The organism is Aeromonas sp. BIGb0405, from assembly GCF_024807335.1.
Classification (GTDB): Bacteria; Pseudomonadota; Gammaproteobacteria; order Enterobacterales; family Aeromonadaceae; genus Aeromonas; species Aeromonas rivuli.
In genome coordinates, this window is record NZ_JANUEP010000002.1 from 262,312 (window position 1) to 284,601 (window position 22,290).

Annotated in this window: 18 protein-coding genes; 16 read left to right on the plus strand and 2 right to left on the minus strand. The window is 59.2% G+C overall.

Translation table 11 applies throughout. The features are described from left to right. Positions 1-35 precede the first annotated feature (35 nt). Positions 36-2,675, minus strand: a complete 2,640-nt coding sequence (glnD, locus tag M2366_RS06040) for a bifunctional uridylyltransferase/uridylyl-removing protein GlnD (protein ID WP_042040762.1) — start codon at positions 2,673-2,675, stop codon at positions 36-38. A 53-nt stretch (positions 2,676-2,728) separates the two neighbouring features. Then, complete coding sequence (map, locus tag M2366_RS06045; protein ID WP_042040761.1) at positions 2,729-3,517, minus strand: type I methionyl aminopeptidase; 789 nt, start codon at positions 3,515-3,517, stop codon at positions 2,729-2,731. Positions 3,518-3,877: 360 nt separating this feature from the next. Here map and rpsB point away from each other — a divergent pair, with 360 nt between their 5' ends. From rpsB to dnaE, 16 genes are all read left to right on the plus strand, one after another. Next, the gene (rpsB, locus tag M2366_RS06050) at positions 3,878-4,606 is read left to right on the plus strand and encodes a 30S ribosomal protein S2 (protein ID WP_005892043.1); all 729 of its coding nucleotides are present in this window, start codon (positions 3,878-3,880) and stop codon (positions 4,604-4,606) included. A 105-nt stretch (positions 4,607-4,711) separates the two neighbouring features. Next, entirely contained in the window at positions 4,712-5,593 is an 882-nt protein-coding gene (gene tsf / locus M2366_RS06055; protein WP_005892045.1) for a translation elongation factor Ts, read from the plus strand. A 70-nt stretch (positions 5,594-5,663) separates the two neighbouring features. After that, the gene (gene pyrH / locus M2366_RS06060) at positions 5,664-6,398 is read left to right on the plus strand and encodes a UMP kinase (RefSeq protein ID WP_042040760.1); all 735 of its coding nucleotides are present in this window, start codon (positions 5,664-5,666) and stop codon (positions 6,396-6,398) included. A 99-nt stretch (positions 6,399-6,497) separates the two neighbouring features. Continuing rightward, the gene (frr, locus tag M2366_RS06065; RefSeq protein WP_042040759.1) at positions 6,498-7,055 is read left to right on the plus strand and encodes a ribosome recycling factor; all 558 of its coding nucleotides are present in this window, start codon (positions 6,498-6,500) and stop codon (positions 7,053-7,055) included. Between the two features lie 72 nt (positions 7,056-7,127). Continuing rightward, positions 7,128-7,904: a polyprenyl diphosphate synthase gene (gene uppS / locus M2366_RS06070; protein ID WP_224431037.1), complete on the plus strand. Its 777-nt coding sequence runs from the start codon at positions 7,128-7,130 to the stop codon at positions 7,902-7,904. A 27-nt stretch (positions 7,905-7,931) separates the two neighbouring features. Continuing rightward, positions 7,932-8,789, plus strand: coding sequence for a phosphatidate cytidylyltransferase (locus tag M2366_RS06075; RefSeq protein WP_224431036.1), 858 nt, complete (start codon positions 7,932-7,934; stop codon positions 8,787-8,789). After that, a complete protein-coding gene (gene ispC, locus M2366_RS06080; RefSeq protein ID WP_259235547.1) occupies positions 8,789-9,985 on the plus strand; it encodes a 1-deoxy-D-xylulose-5-phosphate reductoisomerase in 1,197 nt (398 codons plus the stop codon). Before M2366_RS06075 ends, ispC begins: the two co-directional genes overlap by 1 nt. Positions 9,986-10,153: 168 nt before the next feature. Then, on the plus strand, positions 10,154-11,506 hold the full coding sequence (gene rseP / locus M2366_RS06085; protein ID WP_259235548.1) for a sigma E protease regulator RseP: 1,353 nt from the start codon (positions 10,154-10,156) through the stop codon (positions 11,504-11,506). A 34-nt stretch (positions 11,507-11,540) separates the two neighbouring features. Then, on the plus strand, positions 11,541-13,964 hold the full coding sequence (gene bamA / locus M2366_RS06090) for an outer membrane protein assembly factor BamA (protein ID WP_042040754.1): 2,424 nt from the start codon (positions 11,541-11,543) through the stop codon (positions 13,962-13,964). Positions 13,965-14,127: 163 nt separating this feature from the next. After that, a complete protein-coding gene (locus tag M2366_RS06095; RefSeq protein ID WP_042040753.1) occupies positions 14,128-14,640 on the plus strand; it encodes an OmpH family outer membrane protein in 513 nt (170 codons plus the stop codon). A 3-nt stretch (positions 14,641-14,643) separates the two neighbouring features. Next, on the plus strand, positions 14,644-15,666 hold the full coding sequence (gene lpxD / locus M2366_RS06100) for a UDP-3-O-(3-hydroxymyristoyl)glucosamine N-acyltransferase (RefSeq protein ID WP_224431033.1): 1,023 nt from the start codon (positions 14,644-14,646) through the stop codon (positions 15,664-15,666). A gap of 18 nt (positions 15,667-15,684) precedes the next feature. Beyond that, positions 15,685-16,146, plus strand: a complete 462-nt coding sequence (fabZ, locus tag M2366_RS06105) for a 3-hydroxyacyl-ACP dehydratase FabZ (RefSeq protein ID WP_005892075.1) — start codon at positions 15,685-15,687, stop codon at positions 16,144-16,146. A 2-nt stretch (positions 16,147-16,148) separates the two neighbouring features. Then, positions 16,149-16,940, plus strand: coding sequence for an acyl-ACP--UDP-N-acetylglucosamine O-acyltransferase (lpxA, locus tag M2366_RS06110; RefSeq protein ID WP_259269209.1), 792 nt, complete (start codon positions 16,149-16,151; stop codon positions 16,938-16,940). After that, positions 16,933-18,072 (plus strand): lipid-A-disaccharide synthase, encoded by a 1,140-nt coding sequence (gene lpxB, locus M2366_RS06115; protein ID WP_042040751.1) that lies wholly within the window; start codon positions 16,933-16,935, stop codon positions 18,070-18,072. The genes lpxA and lpxB overlap by 8 nt, the downstream gene beginning before the upstream one ends. A 66-nt stretch (positions 18,073-18,138) precedes the next feature. Beyond that, positions 18,139-18,729: a ribonuclease HII gene (gene rnhB / locus M2366_RS06120; protein ID WP_259269210.1), complete on the plus strand. Its 591-nt coding sequence runs from the start codon at positions 18,139-18,141 to the stop codon at positions 18,727-18,729. A 72-nt stretch (positions 18,730-18,801) separates the two neighbouring features. Next, entirely contained in the window at positions 18,802-22,281 is a 3,480-nt protein-coding gene (dnaE, locus tag M2366_RS06125; RefSeq protein WP_259269211.1) for a DNA polymerase III subunit alpha, read from the plus strand. The last annotated feature ends 9 nt before the right edge of the window (positions 22,282-22,290 follow it).

A 22,290-nucleotide genomic window follows, 5' to 3' on the forward strand; every position in this document is an offset into this window, starting at 1 on the left:
CAGGGTGTCCCGACGGTCTGCGAGCGTCACTGGGTTCAGCTTTCTTGCTCCTGGGGGTTGAGCTGATGGACCAGCTTCTCCTCCAGACTGAGCTGTTCGGCCTGGGTCAGCGGCTCGCCGTCGCGATTGGTCAGGCTGAAGAAATCCTCTACCCGCTCGCCTATGGTGGTGATCTTGGCGGCATGAAGGCTGAGACCGCACTGTTGGAAAACTGCCCCTATCCGGGCCAGCAACCCCGGGGTATCCAGCGCCGTCAGCTCCAGCAGGGTGTGGCGGTTCTCTCCCTTGTGGGGCAAGAACACCACCCGGGTCGGCACCATGAACTGGCGATGACGGCGGGACAGGGGTTTGTTGCGCAGCACCAGCTTGCCCGGTTCTTGCAGTGCCTTCTCCAGCGCCTTGCGGATGGTGGCGGTGCGGTTGGGGCTGATGGGTTCGCCATTGGGCTCCAGCACGATGAAGGTGTCGAGCACATAGCCACTGCGCGAGCTCATGATCTGGGCGTCGTGGATGTTGAGGTTCTTCTGATCCAGTGCCGAGGCGACGGTGGCAAACAGATTCGGGGTGTCGCGGCAATAGATGAACACTTCGCTGCCGCCTCGGGTCGGGTGTTTGCCTATGGTGACCAGCGGCGTCTCGCCTGCACCCTCCTGTTCGAGAATGTGACGGCTGTGCCAGGCGATCTGCTCCGGACTGTGGCGCAGGAAGTAGTCCGCCTTGAAGTCGCTCCACAGCGCCGTGATGGAGGCATCGTCCAGATGACGCTGACTGAGCAGCTGGCGCGCCTGGCGCTGGTTCTCACGGATACGCAGCCGGATATCGGGTGGGTTTTCCAATCCCTGACGCAGCGCCTTCTGAGTGGTGAAATAGAGCTCGCGCAGCAGGGTGCCTTTCCAGTCGTTCCAGAGACTGTCGTTGGTGGCGCAGATATCGGCCACGGTCAGGCAGTAGAGCAAGTCCAGGTGCTGCTCATCGCGCACCTTCTGGGCGAAATCGGTCACCACCTCGGGATCGTGAATGTCCCGGCGCTGGGCGGTGACCGACATCAGCAGGTGATGACGCACCAGCCAGGCGACCAGGCGGCTCTCGTAACGATCCAGCCCGTGCAGCTGGCAGAACTCCAGGGCATCGACGGCACCGAGCTCGGAGTGATCCCCGCGCCGTCCCTTGGCGATGTCGTGGAACAGGGCGGCGATACAGAGCAGCTCGGGTTTGCGCAGCCGGTTCACTATCTCATGGCAGAGCGGATGGGTCTGGCGGCTGGCCGACGTGGGGAAGTGATGAATGTTGTTGAGCAGGCGATGGGTGTGCTCATCGACCGTGTAGGCGTGGAACATGTCGAACTGCATCTGGCCGACGATGAGGTTCCACTGAGGCAGATAGGCCGCGAGGATCCCGTACTTATGCATCAGGGTGAGCGGCTGGCCTATGCCGTTGGGGTGGCGCAGCAGCGCCATGAACAGGCGGCGGCACTCGGGGATATCTTGCAGCCAGCAGTCGAGCTTGCGCCGCGCCTCACGCAGCTGACGCAGGGTCGCCGAGTGAATGCCGGCTATCTCGGGGTGCTGGGCTATCTGGTAGAAGAGCCGCAATATGGCGGCGGGATCGCGACCAAACAGCTCGGCGTCCACGGCATCGATAAGCCGGCCACGGAGCTGGAACTCGTCGCTGATCCGGCGCACGTCCATGGCGGTATTGCCGAGGATCGCCTCATCAAACAGCTGTAGCAGCATCTCGTTGAGCTCGGACACCCGCCGTACCGTCTGATAGAAGCGCTTCATCATCTGCTCGACCGATCGGTTGCCTTCCCCCTCGAAACCCAGCATCTCGGCGACGGTGCGCTGCCGGTCGAACAGCAAGCGGTTGTCACCTCTGTTGATGGCCATGTGCAGGGCGAAGCGCACCTTCCACAGGAAGTTCTGGCAGTCGAGCAGCTCACGGTACTCGGCGCGATTGAGGAAACCGTGGCTGGTCATCTCATAGAGGGTGGTGGCGCCGAAATGGCGACGGGCAACCCAGGCCAGGGTCTGGATGTCGCGCAGCCCCCCCGGGTTGCTCTTGAGATCGGGTTCGAGCTTGTAGGCGGTGCCGAGGAACTGCTGGTGACGCTGGGCCTGCTCGGCGCGCTTGGCGCGAAAGAAATCTTCGCTCGGCCAGAACACCTCGGGGCGGGTGGCCTGTTGGAGCGTCTCGAATCCGCCGAGGTTGCCCGTGATATGGCGCGCCTCGATGAGGTTGGTGGCGACCGTGATGTCGGCCAATCCCTGTTCGATGCACTCGGCCACGTTGCGTACCGACTGACCCACTTCCAGCTTCAGATCCCACAGCAAGGTGATGAACTCACCGATGCGCAGCCCCAGGGCCTCGTCGAGCTGCCCCCCCTCATAGAGAATGAGCAGGTCGATATCGGAGTGGGGATGCAACTCGCCACGGCCATAGCCGCCCACGGCGATGAGCGTGAGGTGCGTCTCCTGATCGAAGCCGAATTTGTGCCACAGCCGGGTGAGCAGCTGATCCATGTACAAGGAGCGGGTCGCCACCAGTTCGATGATGTTGTCGCCAGCATCGAAGCGGGCGTGCAACCAGCCGAGAAAACGGCTCAGGTACTCTTTGCAGTTATCCCGGCTGAGGTCATCATCGGGCAGCAGATGGGGGGAAAGCAGGCTGGCGTCCATGGCATCTCATCGTCTGGAAAACAAAAACCCCGGCGCTGGGCCGGGGTTTGATGTTAACCCTGTTTGATATGGCGGTCGATAGTGTCGTCCGGGCGAAGGGTGAGCACCTCGCAGCCATCCTCCGTCACCAGCAGGGTGTGCTCCCACTGGGCAGAGTCGCCGCCATCCTTGGTGGTGACAGTCCAGCCATCCTTGGGGTTGGTACGGCAGTGGTACTTCTTGCTGTTGACCATGGGCTCAATGGTGAAGCACATGCCCGCCTTGAGCTCCAGCTTGCCGTTGTTGCGGTAATGCAGGATCTGCGGCTCTTCATGGAATTCGCTGCCGATACCGTGGCCACAGTAGTCACGCACCACGGAGAAACCGGCCTGCTCGACGATGGGCTGGATCACGGCACCAATCTCGGTGATGCACATGCCCGGGCGTACCCGCTTGATGGCGGCATACAGGCTCTCCTGGGCAACCTTGCACAGCTGGCGGCGCAGGGGGGTGGTCTGACCGACGATGAACATGGCGGAGGTATCACCGTGGTAGCCATCTTTGATGACGGTGATGTCCAGGTTGACGATGTCGCCTTCCCGCAATTTCTTGTGGTTGGGGATACCGTGACAGATCACATCATTCACCGAGGTGCAGATGGATTTAGGGAAGCCGTGATAGTTCAAGGGGGCCGGAACGGCCTGTTGGACATCGACGATGAAGTCATGGCACAGAGTGTTGAGTTCGTCAGTGGTGACGCCTGCCTGTACGTGGGGGGCTATCATCACCAGCACATCGGCGGCCAGTTGGCCGGCAACGCGCATCTTTTCAATCTCTTCCGGCGTCTTGATTTTAATGGACATGGGATCTCTCTTGCGGCCTGGTTCTTCGTCGGCATGGCCGACAACAAGCAGGTAATGAAAAATAGATGCGTTTGCAATCAGGGCAAAATTTTATCCGCAACCCCCGCCGACTTCCAGTGTGATTGTCATCACAAGGTCAAATCATTGGCGCAGAGTCGACCCCGCTGCCCTTTTTTAGCGCGGCTGCTGGTGGCGCCAGTGGCAAACTTATGGTATAAAGCGCGCCGGAACCGGAACTACTTGTCCCGGTTTCATCACCCTAATCAATAACACACACACATCGATACCTGTACCGGGGTGCCCCTTTGGGGTCGGTTACATGGGATGTGTGGAGGCCTAACCCCAATACAGAGGTATAAAATGGCTAAAGTTTCTATGCGCGACATGCTGCAAGCCGGCGTTCACTTCGGTCACCAGACTCGTTACTGGAACCCGAAAATGAAATCCTACATCTTCGGTGCCCGTAGCAAGGTTCACATCATCAACTTGGAAAAAACCGTTCCGATGTTTGACGATGCCATGAACTTCGTGAGCTCCGTTGCTGCCAAAAAAGGCAAGGTACTGTTCGTTGGTACCAAGCGTGCTGCGTCTGAAGCCGTCAAAGATGCTGCTATCCGCTGCGATCAGTTCTACGTGAACCATCGCTGGTTGGGTGGCATGCTGACCAACTGGAAAACCGTTCGTCAGTCCATCAAGCGTCTGAAAGATCTGGAAGCCCAGAGCCAAGACGGTACCTTCGAGAAGCTGACCAAGAAAGAGGCGCTGATGCGTACTCGCGAAATGGACAAGCTGGAGAAGAGCCTGGGCGGTATCAAGAACATGGGCGGCCTGCCTGACGTGCTGTTCGTTGTCGATGCCGACCACGAGCACATCGCTATCAAAGAAGCCAACAACCTGGGTATCCCGGTTGTCTCCATCGTTGATACCAACTCCAATCCGGACGGCGTTGATTACGTCATCCCGGGTAACGACGATGCGATCCGTGCCGTTCAGCTGTACCTGAATGCTGCTGCTGACACCGTACTGGAAGCTCGCGCTCAAGACATCGTTGTTCAAGCCGAACAAGATGGCTTCGTTGAAGCTGAGTAATTGATAAGGACTGTTAAAGCCCTTATTAACCAAGCTGATGTAATTGGTTAGCAGGGGCCCTTGTGGCCCCTGTTTCTTGTCAATTCAAGACCGAGGATACTGGACATGGCTAACGTTACTGCCGCCCTGGTAAAAGAACTGCGCGAGCGCACCGCCGCTGGCATGATGGATTGCAAAAAAGCACTCGAAGAAGCCAATGGCGACATCGAGCTGGCGATCGAGAACATGCGTAAATCTGGTCAGGCCAAAGCCGCCAAGAAAGCAGGCCGTATCGCTGCTGAAGGTGTGATCTTTGCCCGTACCGAAGGCAATGTTGCCGTCATGATCGAGCTGAACAGCGAAACCGACTTCGTCGCCAAAGATGCCAGCTTCATGGGCATGGGCCAGAAGATCGCTGACATCGCTGCGACCCAGAAAATTGCTGATGTTGACGCCCTGAAAGCGGCCGACTTCGGTAACGGTGAGTCCGTCGAGCTGACCATCACCAACCTGATCGCCAAGATCGGTGAGAACATGAACCTGCGTCGCGTGATGCTGGTTGAAGGTGACAACCTGGGTACCTATGTACACGGTTCCCGCATTGGTGTTATCACCAAGCTGACCGGTGGCTCCGCCGAGCTGGCCAAAGACTTGGCTATGCACGTTGCTGCCAACAGCCCGCAATTCGTCAAGCCTGAAGATGTGTCCGCTGAAGTCGTTGCCAAAGAGCGCGAAATTCAGATCGACATCGCCATCAACTCCGGCAAGCCGAAAGAGATCGCCGAGAAAATGGTTGAAGGCCGCATGAAGAAGTTCACCGGTGAGGTTTCCCTGACTGGTCAACCCTTCGTCAAGGATCCGTCCATGACCGTTGCCGAGCTGCTGAAGAAAGAAGGTGCTGACGTTGTTTCCTTCACTCGCTTCGAAGTGGGCGAAGGCATCGAGAAGCAGGAAACTGACTTCGCTGCCGAAGTTGCTGCCCAGATCGCGGCTGCTCAGAAGGCATAACCGAACCGGTTTTAGCTAACTCCAGACCGCGACTTATGTCGCGGTCTTTATATGACCAGGAATCAGTGACATGAGTACCAATCCCAAACCTGCATACCGACGTGTTCTTCTTAAGTTGAGTGGTGAAGCCCTGCAAGGATCCGAGGGTTTTGGCATTGATCCGGCTGTACTGGAGCGGATGGCCCAAGAGATCAAAGAGCTGGTTGAGCTGGGTGTTCAAGTCGGTCTGGTCATCGGCGGCGGCAACCTGTTCCGTGGTGCCGGTCTCGCCAAAGCGGGTATGAACCGCGTGGTGGGTGACCACATGGGCATGCTGGCTACCGTCATGAACGGCCTGGCGATGCGTGATGCCCTGCATCGTGCTTATGTGAATGCCCGTCTGATGTCTGCCATCTCCTTGCAAGGTGTTTGCGATTCCTATAGTTGGGCTGAGGCGATCAGCCAACTGCGCGCCGGCAAGGTTGTCATCTTCTCTGCCGGTACCGGCAACCCCTTCTTTACCACTGATTCTGCGGCTTGCCTGCGTGGGATCGAGATCGAAGCCGACGTGGTGCTCAAGGCCACCAAGGTCGATGGTGTCTACACCGAGGATCCGGTTAAGAATCCGGACGCCGTGTTGTATCATGAGCTGAGCTACGACGAAGTGCTTGATAAAGAACTCAAAGTAATGGATCTTGCCGCCTTTACCCTGGCGCGCGATCACGACTTGCCGATCCGTGTCTTCAACATGAACAAGCCGGGTGCCCTGCGCCGGGTTATCATGGGTGAACCGGAAGGCACGCTGATCCACCACGTCGGCAAGTAAGATTGCAGCGAACCGGAAGGCGGTTTGTTATCCATTGCGTCAGTAAATTAAGCTAGAAACGGACCCGTCGCGGGTTCGTTCGCCAAAAGGAAAACCACTGTGATCAACGAGATTAAAAACGACGCCAAGGACCGCATGTCCAAGAGCGTAGAATCGCTCAAATCCCAGATGTCCAAGATCCGTACCGGCCGTGCTCACCCGAGCCTGCTCGACGGCATCCAGGTTGAGTACTATGGCGCAGCGACTCCGCTCAAGCAGTTGGCTAACGTGGTGGCCGAGGATGCCCGCACCTTGTCCATCTCCATCTTCGATCGCTCCATGATGCAGGCGATCGAGAAAGCGATCCTGACCTCGGATCTGGGTCTGAACCCGTCCAGCAATGGCCAGACTCTGCGTGTGCCGCTGCCGGCGCTGACCGAAGAGCGCCGCCGCGATCTGACCAAGATCGTCCGCTCCGAGGCCGAAGGTGCCCGGGTTGCCATCCGCAACATCCGTCGCGATGCCAACGCCGATCTGAAGGCCCTGCTCAAGGACAAAGAGATCTCCGAGGACGACGACCGTCGTGCCCAGGAAGAGATCCAGAAACTCACCGATGCCTTCATCAAGCTGGCGGATGACGCCCTGGCCGTGAAGGAAAAGGAGCTAATGGAAATCTAAGCGTCTGACAGGTATATTACGAGCGCCGTGTAGTGCCCCTGCACGGCGCTTTTGTCTTTGTGGGAGAAATGAATGTCGCGTTTGGCAGCCTTCGGCGATAGCGCCAACCAGTGTCTGCCCCGCCATGTCGCCATCATCATGGATGGCAACGGGCGCTGGGCCGAGAACCGTGGCAAGATGCGGGTCTATGGGCACAAGGCCGGCGTCAAGGCCGTGCGGGAGACGGTGACCTTTGCCGCACGGGCCAAGATGGATGCTCTCACCCTCTTTGCTTTCTCCAGTGAGAACTGGCGTCGTCCGGAAGGGGAAGTCAGTGCCCTGATGGAGCTCTTCCTCACCGTGCTCGGCAGCGAGGTCAAGAAGCTGCACAGCAACGGCATCCGCTTGCGGGTGATTGGCGATACCTCGCGTTTCAGTGCGCGGCTGCGGGCCAAGATCGCCAAGGCAGAGGCACTGACCGAGAATAATCAGGGTTTGACCCTCAATATTGCCGCCAATTACGGCGGTCAGTGGGACATTACCCAGGCTGCGCGCAAGCTGGCCGAAGCCGTGGCGGCGGGTGAACTCCAAGCCGAGGAGATCACTGAAGCCCGACTGGGACAGGCCATCTGCATGGCCGATCTGCCCCCGGTCGATCTGCTGATCCGCACCGGTGGAGATCACCGCATCAGCAATTTTTTGTTATGGCAGCTCGCCTATGCCGAGCTCCATTTTACGCCTGTGTTATGGCCCGATTTTAACGAGGCCGAGTTCAGTGAGGCAGTTGCCTCTTTCGTGGCCCGCGAGCGTCGCTTCGGGTGTACGGGTGAACAGATCCGGGAATTGATCGCCGAGCAACAGACCGGCTAAACCCCGCTCCCAAGAGAGAGGTTTCTTTTGCTAAAACAACGAATTATTACCGCATTGTGTCTGATCCCCCTGGTGCTGGGGGCGCTGTTCTTCTTGCCTTTGAAATTTTTTGCCCTGTTGGCAGCCCTGGTCTTCTTGCTGGCCAGTCGGGAGTGGGGTGGTTTTGTTAGCAGTGAGCGGCGGGAATGGATACCCCTGCTGTTTTGTCTCTTGCTCGGTGCCAGCCTGATGTGGCTGCCGGTGGAGCAGCTGTGGGCCCCTGGACTCAACCCCATATTGATGGGGGTGCTCTGGACGGCGGCCAGCTGGTGGCTGCTCGGCCTGCTGCTGGTGCTGCGCTACCCCCAGAGTGCCAGACTGTGGAAGGAGTCTGTCTGGCTCAAGTCGCTGTTTGGCCTGGTGACGCTCATCCCCTTCTTCTGGTCCATGGTCGCCATTCGCGGCTACAACTTCTATCACGACTCCTCCATGGGCGCCTGGATCCTGCTGTTCGTCATGGGCCTGGTCTGGGCGGCAGATTCTGGCGCGTATTTTTTCGGCAAGGCGTTTGGCAAACACAAGCTGGCTCCCTCCGTCAGCCCGGGTAAGACCATCGAAGGTCTGTGCGGTGGTCTGTTTACCGCGGGCCTGCTCGCGGTCGGTGTGACCTGGTGGATGGGGTTTGTGCCCGCCAAGATGGGCACAGTGCTGCTTTGCTCTTTGCTGGCGGTGCTGGCCTCGGTGCTGGGCGATCTGACCGAGAGCATGTTCAAACGTGAGGCGGGCATCAAGGATTCCGGCAACCTGTTGCCGGGTCATGGTGGCATTCTCGATCGTATCGACAGCCTGACGGCGGCCCTGCCAGTCTTCCTGCTCAGCTATCTGTTGCTGAGCCAGGGGGGCTAATGCGCCAGCTCGTTATCCTGGGGGCCTCCGGCTCCATCGGTCAGAGCACCCTCAGAGTGCTGCGTCATAATCCGGGCCGCTGGCAGGTACTGGCGCTGACCGCCTGGCGCAGTCTGGATACCATGCTGCGTGACTGCCTCGAATTCTCCCCCCGCTTCGCCGTCATGGTCGACGAGACCGCGGCCCGCGAGTTGGCGAGCCGACTCAAGGCTCATGGTAGCCAAACCCAGGTACTGTCCGGTGCCAAGGCGCTGTGCGAGGTGGCGGCTCATCCCGATGCCCACAGCGTCATGGCGGCTATCGTGGGGGCGGCCGGTCTGGCGCCGACCATGGCCGCGGTGCGAGCGGGCAAGCGTATTCTGCTGGCCAACAAGGAGGCGCTGGTGATGTCCGGGGCCTTCTTCATGGACGCCGTGCGCGACCACAGCGCCGAACTGCTGCCCATCGACAGCGAACATAATGCCATCTTCCAGTGCCTGCCCGAGGCCATTCAACGTCAGCTTGGCTGCTGCGATCTGGCCGGGGCCGGCATCAGCAAAATCTTGTTGACCGGTTCGGGCGGCCCGTTCCGTTACACCGATATCAACGACTTGGACAAGGTCACTCCCGCGCAAGCGGTGGCACACCCCAACTGGTCCATGGGGGCCAAGATCTCGGTAGACTCCGCCACCATGTTCAACAAGGGCCTGGAGTACATAGAGGCGCGCTGGCTGTTCAATGCCGCCCCTGAGCAGATCCAGGTCGTGGTCCATCCCCAGTCTGTCATTCACTCCATGGTGCAGTACAAGGATGGCTCCGTGCTGGCCCAGCTCGGCAACCCCGACATGTGTACCCCCATCTCCCATGCCCTGGCTTATCCGGCCAGGATTGAGTCTGGCGTGGAACCTCTGGATTTCTTCAGTGTCGGAGAGTTCAGCTTTATTCGTCCCGACGTCGAGCGCTACCCCTGCCTGGCGCTGGCCATGGCCGCCTGCCAGGCGGGACAGAGTGCCACCACGGCACTCAACGCCGCCAATGAGGAGGCCGTGGCGGCTTTCCTTGCCGAGCGCATCGGTTTCATGGATATTGCCAGAGTCAATGAGACTGCCTTGCTGACCGTTGGCCGGCAGTCTGCCGACTCGCTGGACGATTTGATTGCCCTGGACTGTGCTGCACGTGCCCGGGCTCAGGATTTGATTAAGGCACTTAGCCGATGAATGCCATACCCTGGCCTGCTGCTTTTCTCCTTGCAGCGTCGCGGGTCATCGATGACATCAAGGAATTGGACTCATGAGTACGCTGTGCAAAAACAAGTGCAAACACAACACCAGGGTCGCCTTCGGCGCTGACCTGATGACCGGACATGACGCAAGGAGCCTTGGCTGATGGGGGGGGTACTCTGGAATATCGGCGCCTTCATCGTCGCCCTGGGCCTGCTGGTTGCGGTGCATGAGTTTGGCCACTTCTGGGTGGCCCGCCGTTGTGGCGTCAAGGTGGAGCGCTTCTCCATCGGTTTTGGCAAGGCTATCTGGCGCCGGATGGGTAAGGATGGCACCGAGTATGTGCTGGCGCTGATCCCCCTTGGCGGTTACGTCAAGATGCTGGACGGCCGGGTCGACGAGCTTAAACCGGGGGAGGAGGCGCAGGCCTTCAACCACAAGAGCGTCTGGGCCCGCATGGCCATCGTCGCCGCCGGCCCCATGGCGAATTTCGTGTTCGCCCTGTTCGCCTTCTGGCTGATGTTCATGATAGGGGTGCCAAGTGTCAAACCCATCGTCGGCGAGGTGCGCACTGACTCCATCGCCGCCGAGGCTGGCTTGCTGCCAGGGATGCAGATCGTCGAGGTGGGCGGCGAGCCGACCGGTGACTGGGAGAGCATTGTCTATGCCCTGATAAGCCATCTTGGGGACGATTCGGTACAGCTCAAGCTGACCGAACCCAAGAGCAGTTATGCCAGCGACAAGACGCTCGAACTGAAGAGCTGGGCATTCGATCCGGATAAAGAGTCGCCCATCGTCAGCCTGGGGATCATCCCGCTGGGGGCCAAGGTGTTGCCCGTAGTGGCCGACGTGGTGCAGGGCAGTGCCAGTGACACGGCTGGCATGCGCAAAGGGGACAAGATCCTGGCGCTGGATGGCGAACCTCTGACTGACTGGGTCGCCTTCGTGGGCAAGGTACAATCTTCCCCCGAGCAGCCCTTGCAGTTGACCATTGAGCGTGATGGCAGTGAACAGAGCATCACCCTGACTCCCCATGCCAAAGAGGTAAAGGGCAAGGCGGTGGGCTTCGTGGGATTATCGCCTCAAGTGGTTCCATTACCGGATGAATATCGAATTCTGTTACAGTATGGGCCGCTCGATGCCCTCTGGCAGGGCATGCACAAGACCTGGAGCCTGATCACGCTCACCTTCGATATGATAGGCAAGCTGATTGGTGGCATAGTGTCGCTGGACAACCTGAGCGGGCCCATCTCCATTGCCAAGGGCGCGGGTAACAGCGCCGATTACGGTCTGGTCTATTTTCTCGGTTTCCTGGCGCTGATCAGCGTCAACCTGGGGATCATCAATCTGTTCCCGCTGCCGGTGCTGGATGGGGGCCATTTGGTCTACTTCCTCATCGAGGCAGTGACTGGCAAGCCGGTCTCGGAGAAGATTCAGGAAGTGGGGTTCAGGATAGGCGCCGCCATTCTGATGTTGCTGATGGGTATTGCGCTGTTTAATGATTTCGCTCGCCTCTGAGGCCAGAGCATCAACAAGGACACATAAGAACAAAATGGCTGTTAAAAAAGCATTGGTGTTGAGTTGCCTGCTGGGTGCCAGCTTCCTGGCCCAGGCGGCCCCTGCCTCTTTTGTGGTGCAAGACATTCAGGTTGACGGTTTGCAGCGGGTGACACTGGGCGCCGCCCTGTTGAATCTGCCGATCCGGGTCGGTGACACCGTCGATCCCGTTACCCTGGCCAGCGCCATCAAGAAGCTCTATGCCTCGGGCAACTTCGAGGACGTCAAGGTCTATCGGGATGGCGATGTGCTGCAAGTGGCGGTCAAGGAGAGACCGACCATCTCCAGCATCGAGTTCTCCGGTAACAAGGACATCAAGGAAGAGCAGCTGACCCAGAGCCTGGAGTCCTCCGGTATCCGCGTCGGTGATCCCCTGGATCGTACCGTGCTGAGCTCCCTCGAGAAGGGGCTGGAAGATTTCTACTACGGTGTGGGCAAGTACTCCGCCAAGGTCAAGGCCATCGTCACCCCGTTGCCCCGCAACCGGGTCGACCTCAAGTTCACCTTCGTCGAAGGGGAAGCGGCCAAGATCCAGCAGATCAACATCGTCGGCAACAATGTGTTCCCGGAAGAGAAGCTGCTGGCCCAGCTCTCCCTCAAGGACGATGTGCCCTGGTGGAACTTCACCGGCGATCAGCGCTACCAGAAGCAGAAGCTGGCCGGCGATATCGAGGTGCTGCGCTCCTACTATCTGGATCGCGGTTACATCCGCTTCGCCCAGGAGTCTACCCAGGTCTCCATGACGCCGGACAAGAAGGGGGTCTATGTCACCCTCAACCTCAAGGAAGGGGATCAGTACAAGGTCTCCGGCATCCAGCTCAAGGGTGACATGATAGATCGCGGTGCCGAGATGAAGGAGCTTATCCCCATCACGGCAGGTAGCGTCTACTCCGCCAGCCAGGTGACCCACACCGAAGAGGTGCTTTCCAAGTTACTCGGCCGTTATGGTTATGCCTATCCCAAGGTCACCACCTTCCCGCAGATCAATGACGAGACCAAGGAAGTGGAGCTGATCATCAACATAGAACCGGGTCCCCGTGTCTATGTGCGCAACATCAACTTCAGCGGCAACGTCACCACCAAGGACGAAGTGCTGCGCCGCGAGATGCGTCAGATGGAAGGCACCTGGCTCTCCTCCGACAACGTCGAGCAGTCCAAGACCCGTCTCAACCGGCTCGGCTATTTCGAGAGTGCCGACGTGGACACCAAGCGCGTGGCGGGTAGCGATGACCAAGTGGATCTGGACTTCAAGGTCAAGGAGCAGCCGGCCGGTTCCATCAATGCCGGTGTCGGCTATGGTACCGATTCGGGTCTGAGCCTGCAGGCGGGCCTGCAGCAGGACAACTTCATGGGTACCGGTAAAAAGATCGGTATCTCGGCCAGTACCAACGACTACTCGAAGAGTATCGATCTCAGCTATAACGATCCCTACTTCACCGTCGATGGGGTCAGCCTGGGTGGCCGTCTCTACTACAACGAGTTCAGCGCGGCAGATGCCAACATCGTTGACTATGAGAACACCACCATCGGCTTCCGTCTCTCCAGCGGCTTCCCGGTCAACGAGAACAACCGCCTCGACTTCAGCCTTGGCTTTGAGAATAACAAGCTGTCCCAGCCCAATCCCTATCAGCAGGTTGAGGAGTTCTGGAAGGTATACAGCGACAACATCGACGGTGACAACCGCCTGACCTTCAACACGGTCGATTTCACCGCAGGCTGGACCCGTTCCACCCTGAACAAGGGCACCTTCCCGAGCGATGGTAACCGTCAGCGCATCAACGCCAAGGTGACTGTGCCCGGCATGGATCTGCAGTACTTCAAGCTCAATGCCGAAGATGCTCACTACTTCCCGTTCGATGCGGATCACAGCTGGGTACTGATGACCAAGGCCCGCCTCTCCTACGGCAACGGCTACGGCAGCAACGGCGACTATGACCATGTACTGCCCTTCTTCGAGAACTACTTCGCCGGTGGCTTCGATACCCTGCGTGGCTTCAAGAGCAACACCGTCGGTCCCAAGGCGCTCTACTACTACAACGTAGGGGGTAACGATGTTGCCCAAGGCACCGACAGCTCCGTGGGGGGTAACGCCTTGGCTATCGCCTCCCTTGAGCTGATAGTGCCGACGCCCTTTGCCTCGGAGACCTATCAGCCTCAGCTGCGTACTAGTGTCTTCGTCGATGCGGGCTCGGTATGGGACACCACCTTCGACTATGACCAGTACCAGAACCGCTGTGTCACTGGCTGCAAGTACTTGATGGACTACTCGGATCCCACCAACTTCCGCGCCTCCTATGGCCTGTCGGTTCAGTGGCTCTCACCCATGGGCCCCCTGGTGTTTGCCATTGCGCGTCCGCTCAAAGAGTACGAAGGGGATAGAACAGAGTTCTTCTCCTTCAACATTGGTCGTACCTTCTAAAGGAGGGAGCCAGCAAGGCTGGTTCCACCTGGTGTAACCGCTCTCCTCGGGAGAGCGGTAAATAATGGGGCCGTCGGGCCCCGCTAAGTAACAAGTTGGCACCGGGTGTCGCTTGCAATTCAAGGTAATCAGTTACCCTCATCCGGGGGTACAAGGAGTAAGTGTGAACAAAGCATTGAAAGTCGCTGGTCTGAGTATTGCTCTGATGGTCGCTGGCATGGGTTCCGCCCTGGCTGAGACCAAGATTGCCGTGGTCGACATGAGCGAAATCTTCCAGAAATTGCCCCAGCGTGAAGCGGTTTCCAAGAAGCTGAAAGGCGAGTTCGAGCCGCGCATGCGCGAGTTGCAGAAGCTGGAGTCCGATGGCCAGAAGCTGGTCGAGAAGTTCAAGAAGGATGAAGCCTTCATGAGCGCCGATCAGAAGAAGCAGAACCAGGAGAAACTGGCCAAGCTGCAGATGGAGTTCAACCAGAAGCGTCAGGCCTTCGAGCAGGATAACGGCCGTCGTCAGGCTGAAGAGCGCAACAAGATCCTGACCAAGGTGAAAGCGGCCATCGACTCCATCGCCAGGAGCAATGGTTACGATCTGGTTCTGGAGCGCAACGCAGCCCCTTATGCTGCCAGCAAGCTGGACATCTCCGGTCAGGTTATCTCTCAGGTCAGCAAGAGCAACTAATTGATGGCATTCACTCTCGCACAGCTGGCCCAGCGACTCGGGGCAGAAGTTCATGGCGATGGAAGCCAGGAAATTCGCAAGGTAGCGACACTGGAAAAGGCCGGGAAGGGGGAAATCGCCTTCCTGTCCAACAAGAAGTACCGCACTTATCTGGAGCAGAGTCAGGCTACCGCCGTGTTGATCACGGAGGCAGATCTGCCGTTTTGTCCCACCAATGCGCTGGTACTCAAGGATCCCTATGTCGGCTTTGCCCGGGTTGCCCAGTTGCTGGACACTACGCCGCAGCCAGCCATGGATATTCATCCTAGCGCTGTCATTGCCGCCGATGTCCAGCTGGGTGAGAGGGTTGCCATTGGTGCCAATGCGGTCATCGAATCCGGCGTTGTGCTGGGAGACGATGTCCGCATAGGTCCGGGTTGCTTCGTGGGTAAAAACACCCGATTGGGTGATCGCTCCCGCCTGTGGGCCAATGTCACGCTCTATCATGAGGTGACTTTGGGCACGGACTGTCTGGTGCAAGCCGGGACAGTGATAGGAGCAGACGGTTTCGGTTATGCCAACGAGCGTGGCGAGTGGATCAAGATCCCCCAGCTCGGTGGCGTGACCATCGGCAACAGAGTCGAGATTGGCGCCTGTACTACCATTGACAGGGGCGCCTTGGAAGACACACGCATTGCCGACAATGTCATCATCGACAATCAGTGCCAGATCGCCCACAACGTCGAGATTGGTTACGGCACCGCCGTGGCGGGTTCGACAGTGATGGCCGGTAGTCTCAAGGTTGGTAAGTATTGTATTATTGGCGGCGCTTCCGTCTTTAACGGGCACATGGAGATCTGCGACCAGGCCACCGTCACCGGTATGGCCATGGTGATGCGACCCATTACCGAGCCCGGTGTCTACTCGTCCGGCATCCCCCTGCAAACCAATAAAGAGTGGCGCAAGACCGCCGCCCGGGTGATGCGTATCGACGAGATGCACAAACGGTTAAGCCAGCTTGAGAAGAAACTGGGTGACGAAGAATAATCACGATAGGGTACTGTTTTGACTACTGAAAAGAAAAGCTTAGGGATCCAGGAAATCATGGATCTGCTGCCACACCGTTATCCGTTCCTGATGGTGGACAAGGTTGAACATTACGAGATAAGCGATGAGCGCAAGACCTTGCGTGCCATCAAGAACGTCTCGTTCAACGAACCCATCTTCCAGGGCCACTTCCCGGCCAAACCGGTATTCCCCGGTGTGTTGATCCTGGAGGCCATGGCGCAGGCCACTGGCATTCTGGCGTTCACCATGGTCGGCAAGCCGTCCCCGAATGAGCTCTACTACTTCGCCTCCATCGACCATGCGCGCTTCAAGCGTCCGGTCGGCCCTGGCGACCAGCTGGTGCTGGACGTGGTGTTCCTGAAGGAGCGTCGTGGCATTGCCAAATTTACCGGTGTGGCCACCGTTGATGGTGAGGTGGTCTGTACCGCCGAACTGATGTGTGCCAAACGCGAGGTGTAATAGTGATCGATTCGACAGCCGTCATTCACGATACTGCCATCGTCCATGAGTCTGCCGTGATAGGCAAAGGGGTTGAGATAGGCCCCTTTTCCGTCATTGGCGCCGAGGTGGAGATCGGTGATAACACCTGGATAAGCTCTCATGTTCTGATCAAGGGCCCGACCAAGATTGGCCGTGGCAACAAGATCTTCCAGCACACCTCCATCGGTGAGGATTGCCAGGACAAGAAGTACGCCGGTGAGCGCACCTTCCTCGAGATTGGCGATAACAACGTCTTTCGCGAAAACTGCACCGTCCACCGTGGCACCGTGCAGGATCAGTGTCTGACCAAGGTCGGCAGCGGTAATCTGTTCATGGTCAACGTCCACGTGGCCCATGACTGCGTCATCGGTGACAACTGCATCTTTGCCAATAATGCGACCCTGGCGGGTCATGTGGTGATCGGCGATTTCGTCATCTTCGGCGGCCTCTCTGCCATTCACCAGTTTGGCCGAGTCGGCTCCCACGCCTTCATCGGTGGCTGCGCCGCCCTGAACAAGGACGTGCCGCCTTACGTCATGGCTGCTGGCAACTATGCCAAGCCATTCGGGGTCAACTCCGAGGGCCTGCGTCGCCGCGGTTTCAGCCCGGAGGCGATATCCGCCGTCAAGCGCGCCTACAAAGAGATCTTCCGCTCAGGCAAGACCATCGAAGAGGTGCTGCCAGTGCTGACTGAGATGGCGGCCAGCGAACCGGCTGTCCAGCTCTATGTCGATTTCCTCAAAGACAATGAGCGTGGCATCATCCGTGCCTGATCCTATTCGCATCGGTATCGTTGCCGGAGAGACCTCCGGCGACATCCTGGCCGCCGGCCTGGTGCGTGAGCTGCAACGCCGTTATCCGGATGCGCAGTTCGAAGGGATCGCTGGGCCGCGCATGCAGGCCCTTGGCGTCAAGGCGCTGTTCGAGATGGAAGAGCTCTCCGTCATGGGCATCACTGAAGTGCTGGGCCGTCTGCCACGCATTCTTCAGGTACGCCGCGAACTGCTGCGCCATTTCATTGCCAATCCGCCCGATATCTTTATCGGGGTGGATGCGCCAGATTTCAATATCGGGGTGGAGCTCAAACTGCGCCGCGCCGGTATCAAGACGGTTCATTATGTCAGCCCCTCAGTCTGGGCCTGGCGTCAGGGCCGCATTCACAAGATCAAGGCTGCCACCGACATGGTGCTCGCCTTCTTGCCGTTCGAGAAAGCCTTCTACGACAGATTCGATGCGCCCTGCCGTTTCGTCGGCCACACCATGGCCGATGCCATTCCGCTGGTGCCGGATCAGGGGGCCGCTCGCGCCGAGCTGGGGCTGGATCCCTCCCGCCGCTGGCTGGCGGTGCTGCCAGGCAGTCGCAGCGCCGAGGTGGGCTTCATGTCCCCCCTCTTCCTCGAGGCGTGCAAGCACCTGACGGTACACTACCCGAGTCTCGGTTTCATCGTGCCCCTGGTCAACGAGGCGCGACGGGAGCAGTTCCTGCGGATCAAGCAGGAGATAGCCCCCAAGCTTGAAATGGTGCTGCTCGAAGGGCAGGGCCGGGAGGCCATGACGGCCGCCGATGTGGTGCTGCTGGCCTCGGGCACGGCGGCACTGGAAGCCATGCTGGTGAAAAAACCCATGGTGGTCGGCTACAAGCTCAAACCCTTCAGCTATTGGTTGGCCCAGCGCCTGGTCAAGACGGATTACGTCTCCCTGCCCAACCTGCTGGCGGATCAGATGTTGGTGCCCGAGCTTATCCAGCACGAGTGCACCACCGAGAATCTGGTCGAAGAGGTGTGCAAGCTGCTGCAACATGATAACAGCGAGCTCATCGCCACCTTCACCCGGCTGCATCAGAGCATCCGCTGCGATGCCGACAAGCAGGCTGCCGATGCCGTACTCGCGCTGCTTGGCAAATAGTGCACCCGCTGGCGATGTTGTGCTGACACTGGCCCTGCGGGGCCTGTTTTGATTCAAGGCTGCAAGATGATGATCGATATTCCCGAAGACAAGCTGGTTGCCGGTGTGGACGAAGTCGGCCGCGGCCCCCTGGTGGGGGACGTGGTCACCGCCGCGGTGATCCTGGATCCTGCCAATCCCATTGTCGGGCTGGCCGATTCCAAGAAGCTCTCCGAGAAGAAGCGTCTCGCCCTGTACGGCGAGATAAAGGAGAAGGCATTGGCCTGGGCCGTCGGCCGGGCCACTCCCAGCGAGATCGACCAGCTCAACATACTGCACGCCACCATGCTGGCGATGCAGCGCGCCGTGGCGGGGCTCCACATAGTGCCGGAATTGGTGTTTATCGACGGTAATCGCTGCCCAAGCTTGCCGATGGAAGCCCGCGCCGTGGTCAAGGGCGACAGCCTGGTGGCTGCCATCAGTGCCGCTTCCATCCTCGCCAAGGTGACCCGTGACAGCGAAATGACCGAGCTCGATAGCCGTCATCCCGAATATGGTTTCGCCCGTCACAAGGGCTACCCGACCCCTGAGCACCTTGCCATTCTGGCCGAGCATGGCCCCCTGCCCGAGTATCGCCAGAGCTTCAAGCCGGTGCGCCGGGCACTCGGGCAGGAGTGACCTTGCGGCCTTCATCCATGACTCAACCGACGACAGCGTCAGTCAATATCAACCAAGCACCAGGGAGTGACCATGGCCGAGCCTAGCTTTATCCATCTGCGCGTTCATTCCGATTTCTCCATGGTCGATGGCCTGCAGAAGATAGGCCCCATCGTCAGCGCCGCCGCCGCCGATGGTCAACCAGCCCTGGCGCTGACCGATCAGGTCAACATGTGTGGTCTGGTGCGCTTCTATGGGGCGGCCCATGGCAAGGGGATCAAGCCCATTGTCGGGACCGATTTCTGGGCGCAGAGCGACGAGTTGGGGGACGAGCTGTTTCGGCTCACCCTGCTGGCCATGGATAATGAGGGTTACCAGAACATTACCCTGCTCATCTCCCGTGCCTATCAGCGTGGTCATGTGCAGGACAAACCCGTCATCGACAAGGCTTGGCTCGGCGATCATGCCAAGGGGGTGATAGTGCTCTCCGGTGGGCGGGAAGGGGATGTGGGCAAGTTTTTGCTCAAAGGCAACCGACCGCAGACCGAGCAGTGCCTCGCGTTTTATCGTCAGCACTTCCCCGATGCCTATTACCTCGAGTTGCTGCGCACCGAGCGGCCAGATGAAGAGGCTTATCTGCACATGGCGGTGGCCCTCGCCACCGAGTTCGCGCTGCCGGTGGTGGCCACCAACGAGGTGGTGTTCCTCAACGCCGAAGACTTTGATGCCCACGAGATCCGGGTTGCCATCCACGACGGCTACACCCTGGCGGACAAGCGCAGGCCGCGCAACTACAGTCCCAAGCAATATCTGCGCAGTCAGGCCGAGATGGTCGAGCTGTTCGCCGACATCCCCGAGGCGCTGGAGAACACGGTCGAGATCGCCAAGCGCTGCAACGTGACAGTGCGCCTTGGGGAGTATTTCCTGCCCAACTTCCCGACCGGCGACATGACCACGGAAGAGTTCCTGGTGGCAAAATCCCAGGAGGGGCTGGAGGAGCGACTCGCCTTCCTGTTCCCGGACGAGGAAGTGCGCGCCGCCAAGCGCGGGGAGTATGACGAGCGCCTCGACATCGAGCTCAAGGTGATCAACCAGATGGGCTTCCCTGGCTACTTCCTCATCGTGATGGAGTTTATCCAGTGGTCCAAGGACAACGGCATCCCGGTCGGCCCGGGCCGAGGCTCGGGGGCGGGATCCCTGGTGGCCTATGCCCTCAAGATCACCGATCTCGACCCGCTGGAATTTGACCTGCTGTTCGAACGTTTCCTCAACCCGGAGCGGGTCTCCATGCCCGACTTCGACGTCGACTTCTGCATGGACAGGCGTGACGAGGTGATAGACCACGTCGCCGAGATGTATGGTCGGGATGCGGTCTCCCAGATCATCACCTTCGGCAGCATGGCCGCCAAGGCGGTGGTGCGGGATGTGGGCCGGGTACTGGGTCACCCTTATGGCTTCGTGGACCGTATCTCCAAGCTGATACCCCCGGATCCCGGCATGACCCTCGCCAAGGCGTTCGAGGCCGAACCCAAGCTGCCCGAACTCTACGATCAGGACGAAGAGGTCAAGGATCTCATCGACATGGCGCGCCGCCTCGAAGGGGTGGTGCGCAACGCCGGCAAGCACGCCGGTGGTGTGGTGATAGCGCCCACCAAGATCACCGATTTCGCCCCCCTCTATTGCGACAGTGAAGGGCATCACCCGGTCACCCAGTTCGACAAGAACGATGTGGAATACGCAGGCCTGGTGAAGTTTGACTTCCTGGGGCTGCGCACCCTCACCATCATCGACTGGGCACTCGGCATGATCAACCCGCGCCTGGCCAAGGAGGGCAAGCCGCCGATCGATATCGCCGCCATTCCCATCGATGACAAGAAGTCGTTCGCCCTGTTGCAGCGCTTCGAGACCACGGCGGTGTTCCAGCTCGAATCCCGCGGCATGAAGGATCTGATCAAGCGGCTGCAACCCGACTGTTTCGAAGACATGATAGCCCTGGTGGCACTGTTCCGGCCGGGGCCCTTGCAGTCCGGGATGGTGGACAACTTCATCGAGCGCAAGCGCGGGGATGAGGCCATCTCCTACCCGGATGCCACCTGGCAGCACGAGAGCCTCAAACCCATACTGGAGCCGACCTACGGCATCATCGTCTATCAGGAACAGGTGATGCAGATAGCCCAGGTGCTGGCGGGCTATACCCTGGGTGGGGCAGACATGCTGCGCCGGGCCATGGGCAAGAAAAACCCGGCCGAGATGGCCAAGCAGCGCTCGGGGTTTGAAGAAGGGGCGGTCAAGAACGGCATCGACGGCGAGCTGGCGGTGAAGATCTTCGATCTGGTGGAGAAGTTTGCGGGCTACGGCTTCAACAAGTCGCACTCCGCCGCCTACGCCCTGGTCTCCTACCAGACCCTCTGGCTCAAGACCCACTTCCCGGCCGAGTTCATGGCGGCGGTCATGACCGCGGATATGGACAACACCGACAAGATAGTGACCCTGGTGGACGAGTGCCAGCGCATGGGGCTGACCGTGATACCGCCGGACGTGAACACCGGCCGCTACCGGTTCAGCGTCAATGAAGATGGTCATATCGTCTATGGCATAGGTGCGGTAAAGGGGGTCGGCGAGGGCCCCATCGATGCCATACTGGCGGCGCGAGACAGCGACGGTCCCTTCCGGGATCTGTTCGATTTCTGCAACCGGGTCGACATCAAGAAGATCAACAAGCGGGTGATGGAGAAGCTCATCTACTCCGGGGCCATGGACAGACTGGGCCCGCACCGCGCTGCGCTGATGGCGACGCTGGAGGAGGCGATGCGCGCCGCCGAGCAGCACGCCAAGGCGCAGGCATTTGGTCAGGTCGACATGTTCGGGGTCTTGACCCATGAGATTGATGACGTCAAGAAGGCGTTCGCCAACGTGCCGCACTGGCCGGACAAGGTCTGGCTGGAAGGGGAGCGGGAGACCCTCGGCCTCTATCTGACCGGCCACCCCATCAACCAGTACAGCAGCGAACTGCGCCGCTATACCTCGGGGCGGTTGTGCGACTTGCATCCCACCTCCCGGGATACGGTGACCACGGCGGCGGGGCTGGTGATCGCGGCTCGCAGCATGGTGACCAAGCGCGGCAACAAGATGGGGATCTTCACCCTGGACGACAGATCCGGGCGTCTGGATGTGACACTATTCAGTGAAGCACTGGAAAAATACGAAGAATTGATGCAAAAAGACCGTATTTTGGTGGTTTCTGGACAGGTCAGCTTTGATGACTTCTCCGGTGGCCTTAAAATGTCGGCCCGTGAACTGCTGGACATCAATGATGCGAGGGAGCGTTTCGCCAGGGCGATCCGTATTTCTCTCGACGAACAGCGTATAGATGAACGCTTTTTTCAGCGTTTTAGCGAGATTTTGGAGCCCGCTCGTGCCGGAGTCTGTCCGGTTCAGGTACACTATCGGCGCCCCGGCTCCCGGGTGCGACTGACGCTCGGTACCGAGTGGCGGGTGACGCCCACCGATCAACTGATAGATGACTTGCGTGTCCTGCTGGGACGAGAGCGGGTGGAATTGGTTTTTGATTAGAGGTTCTAA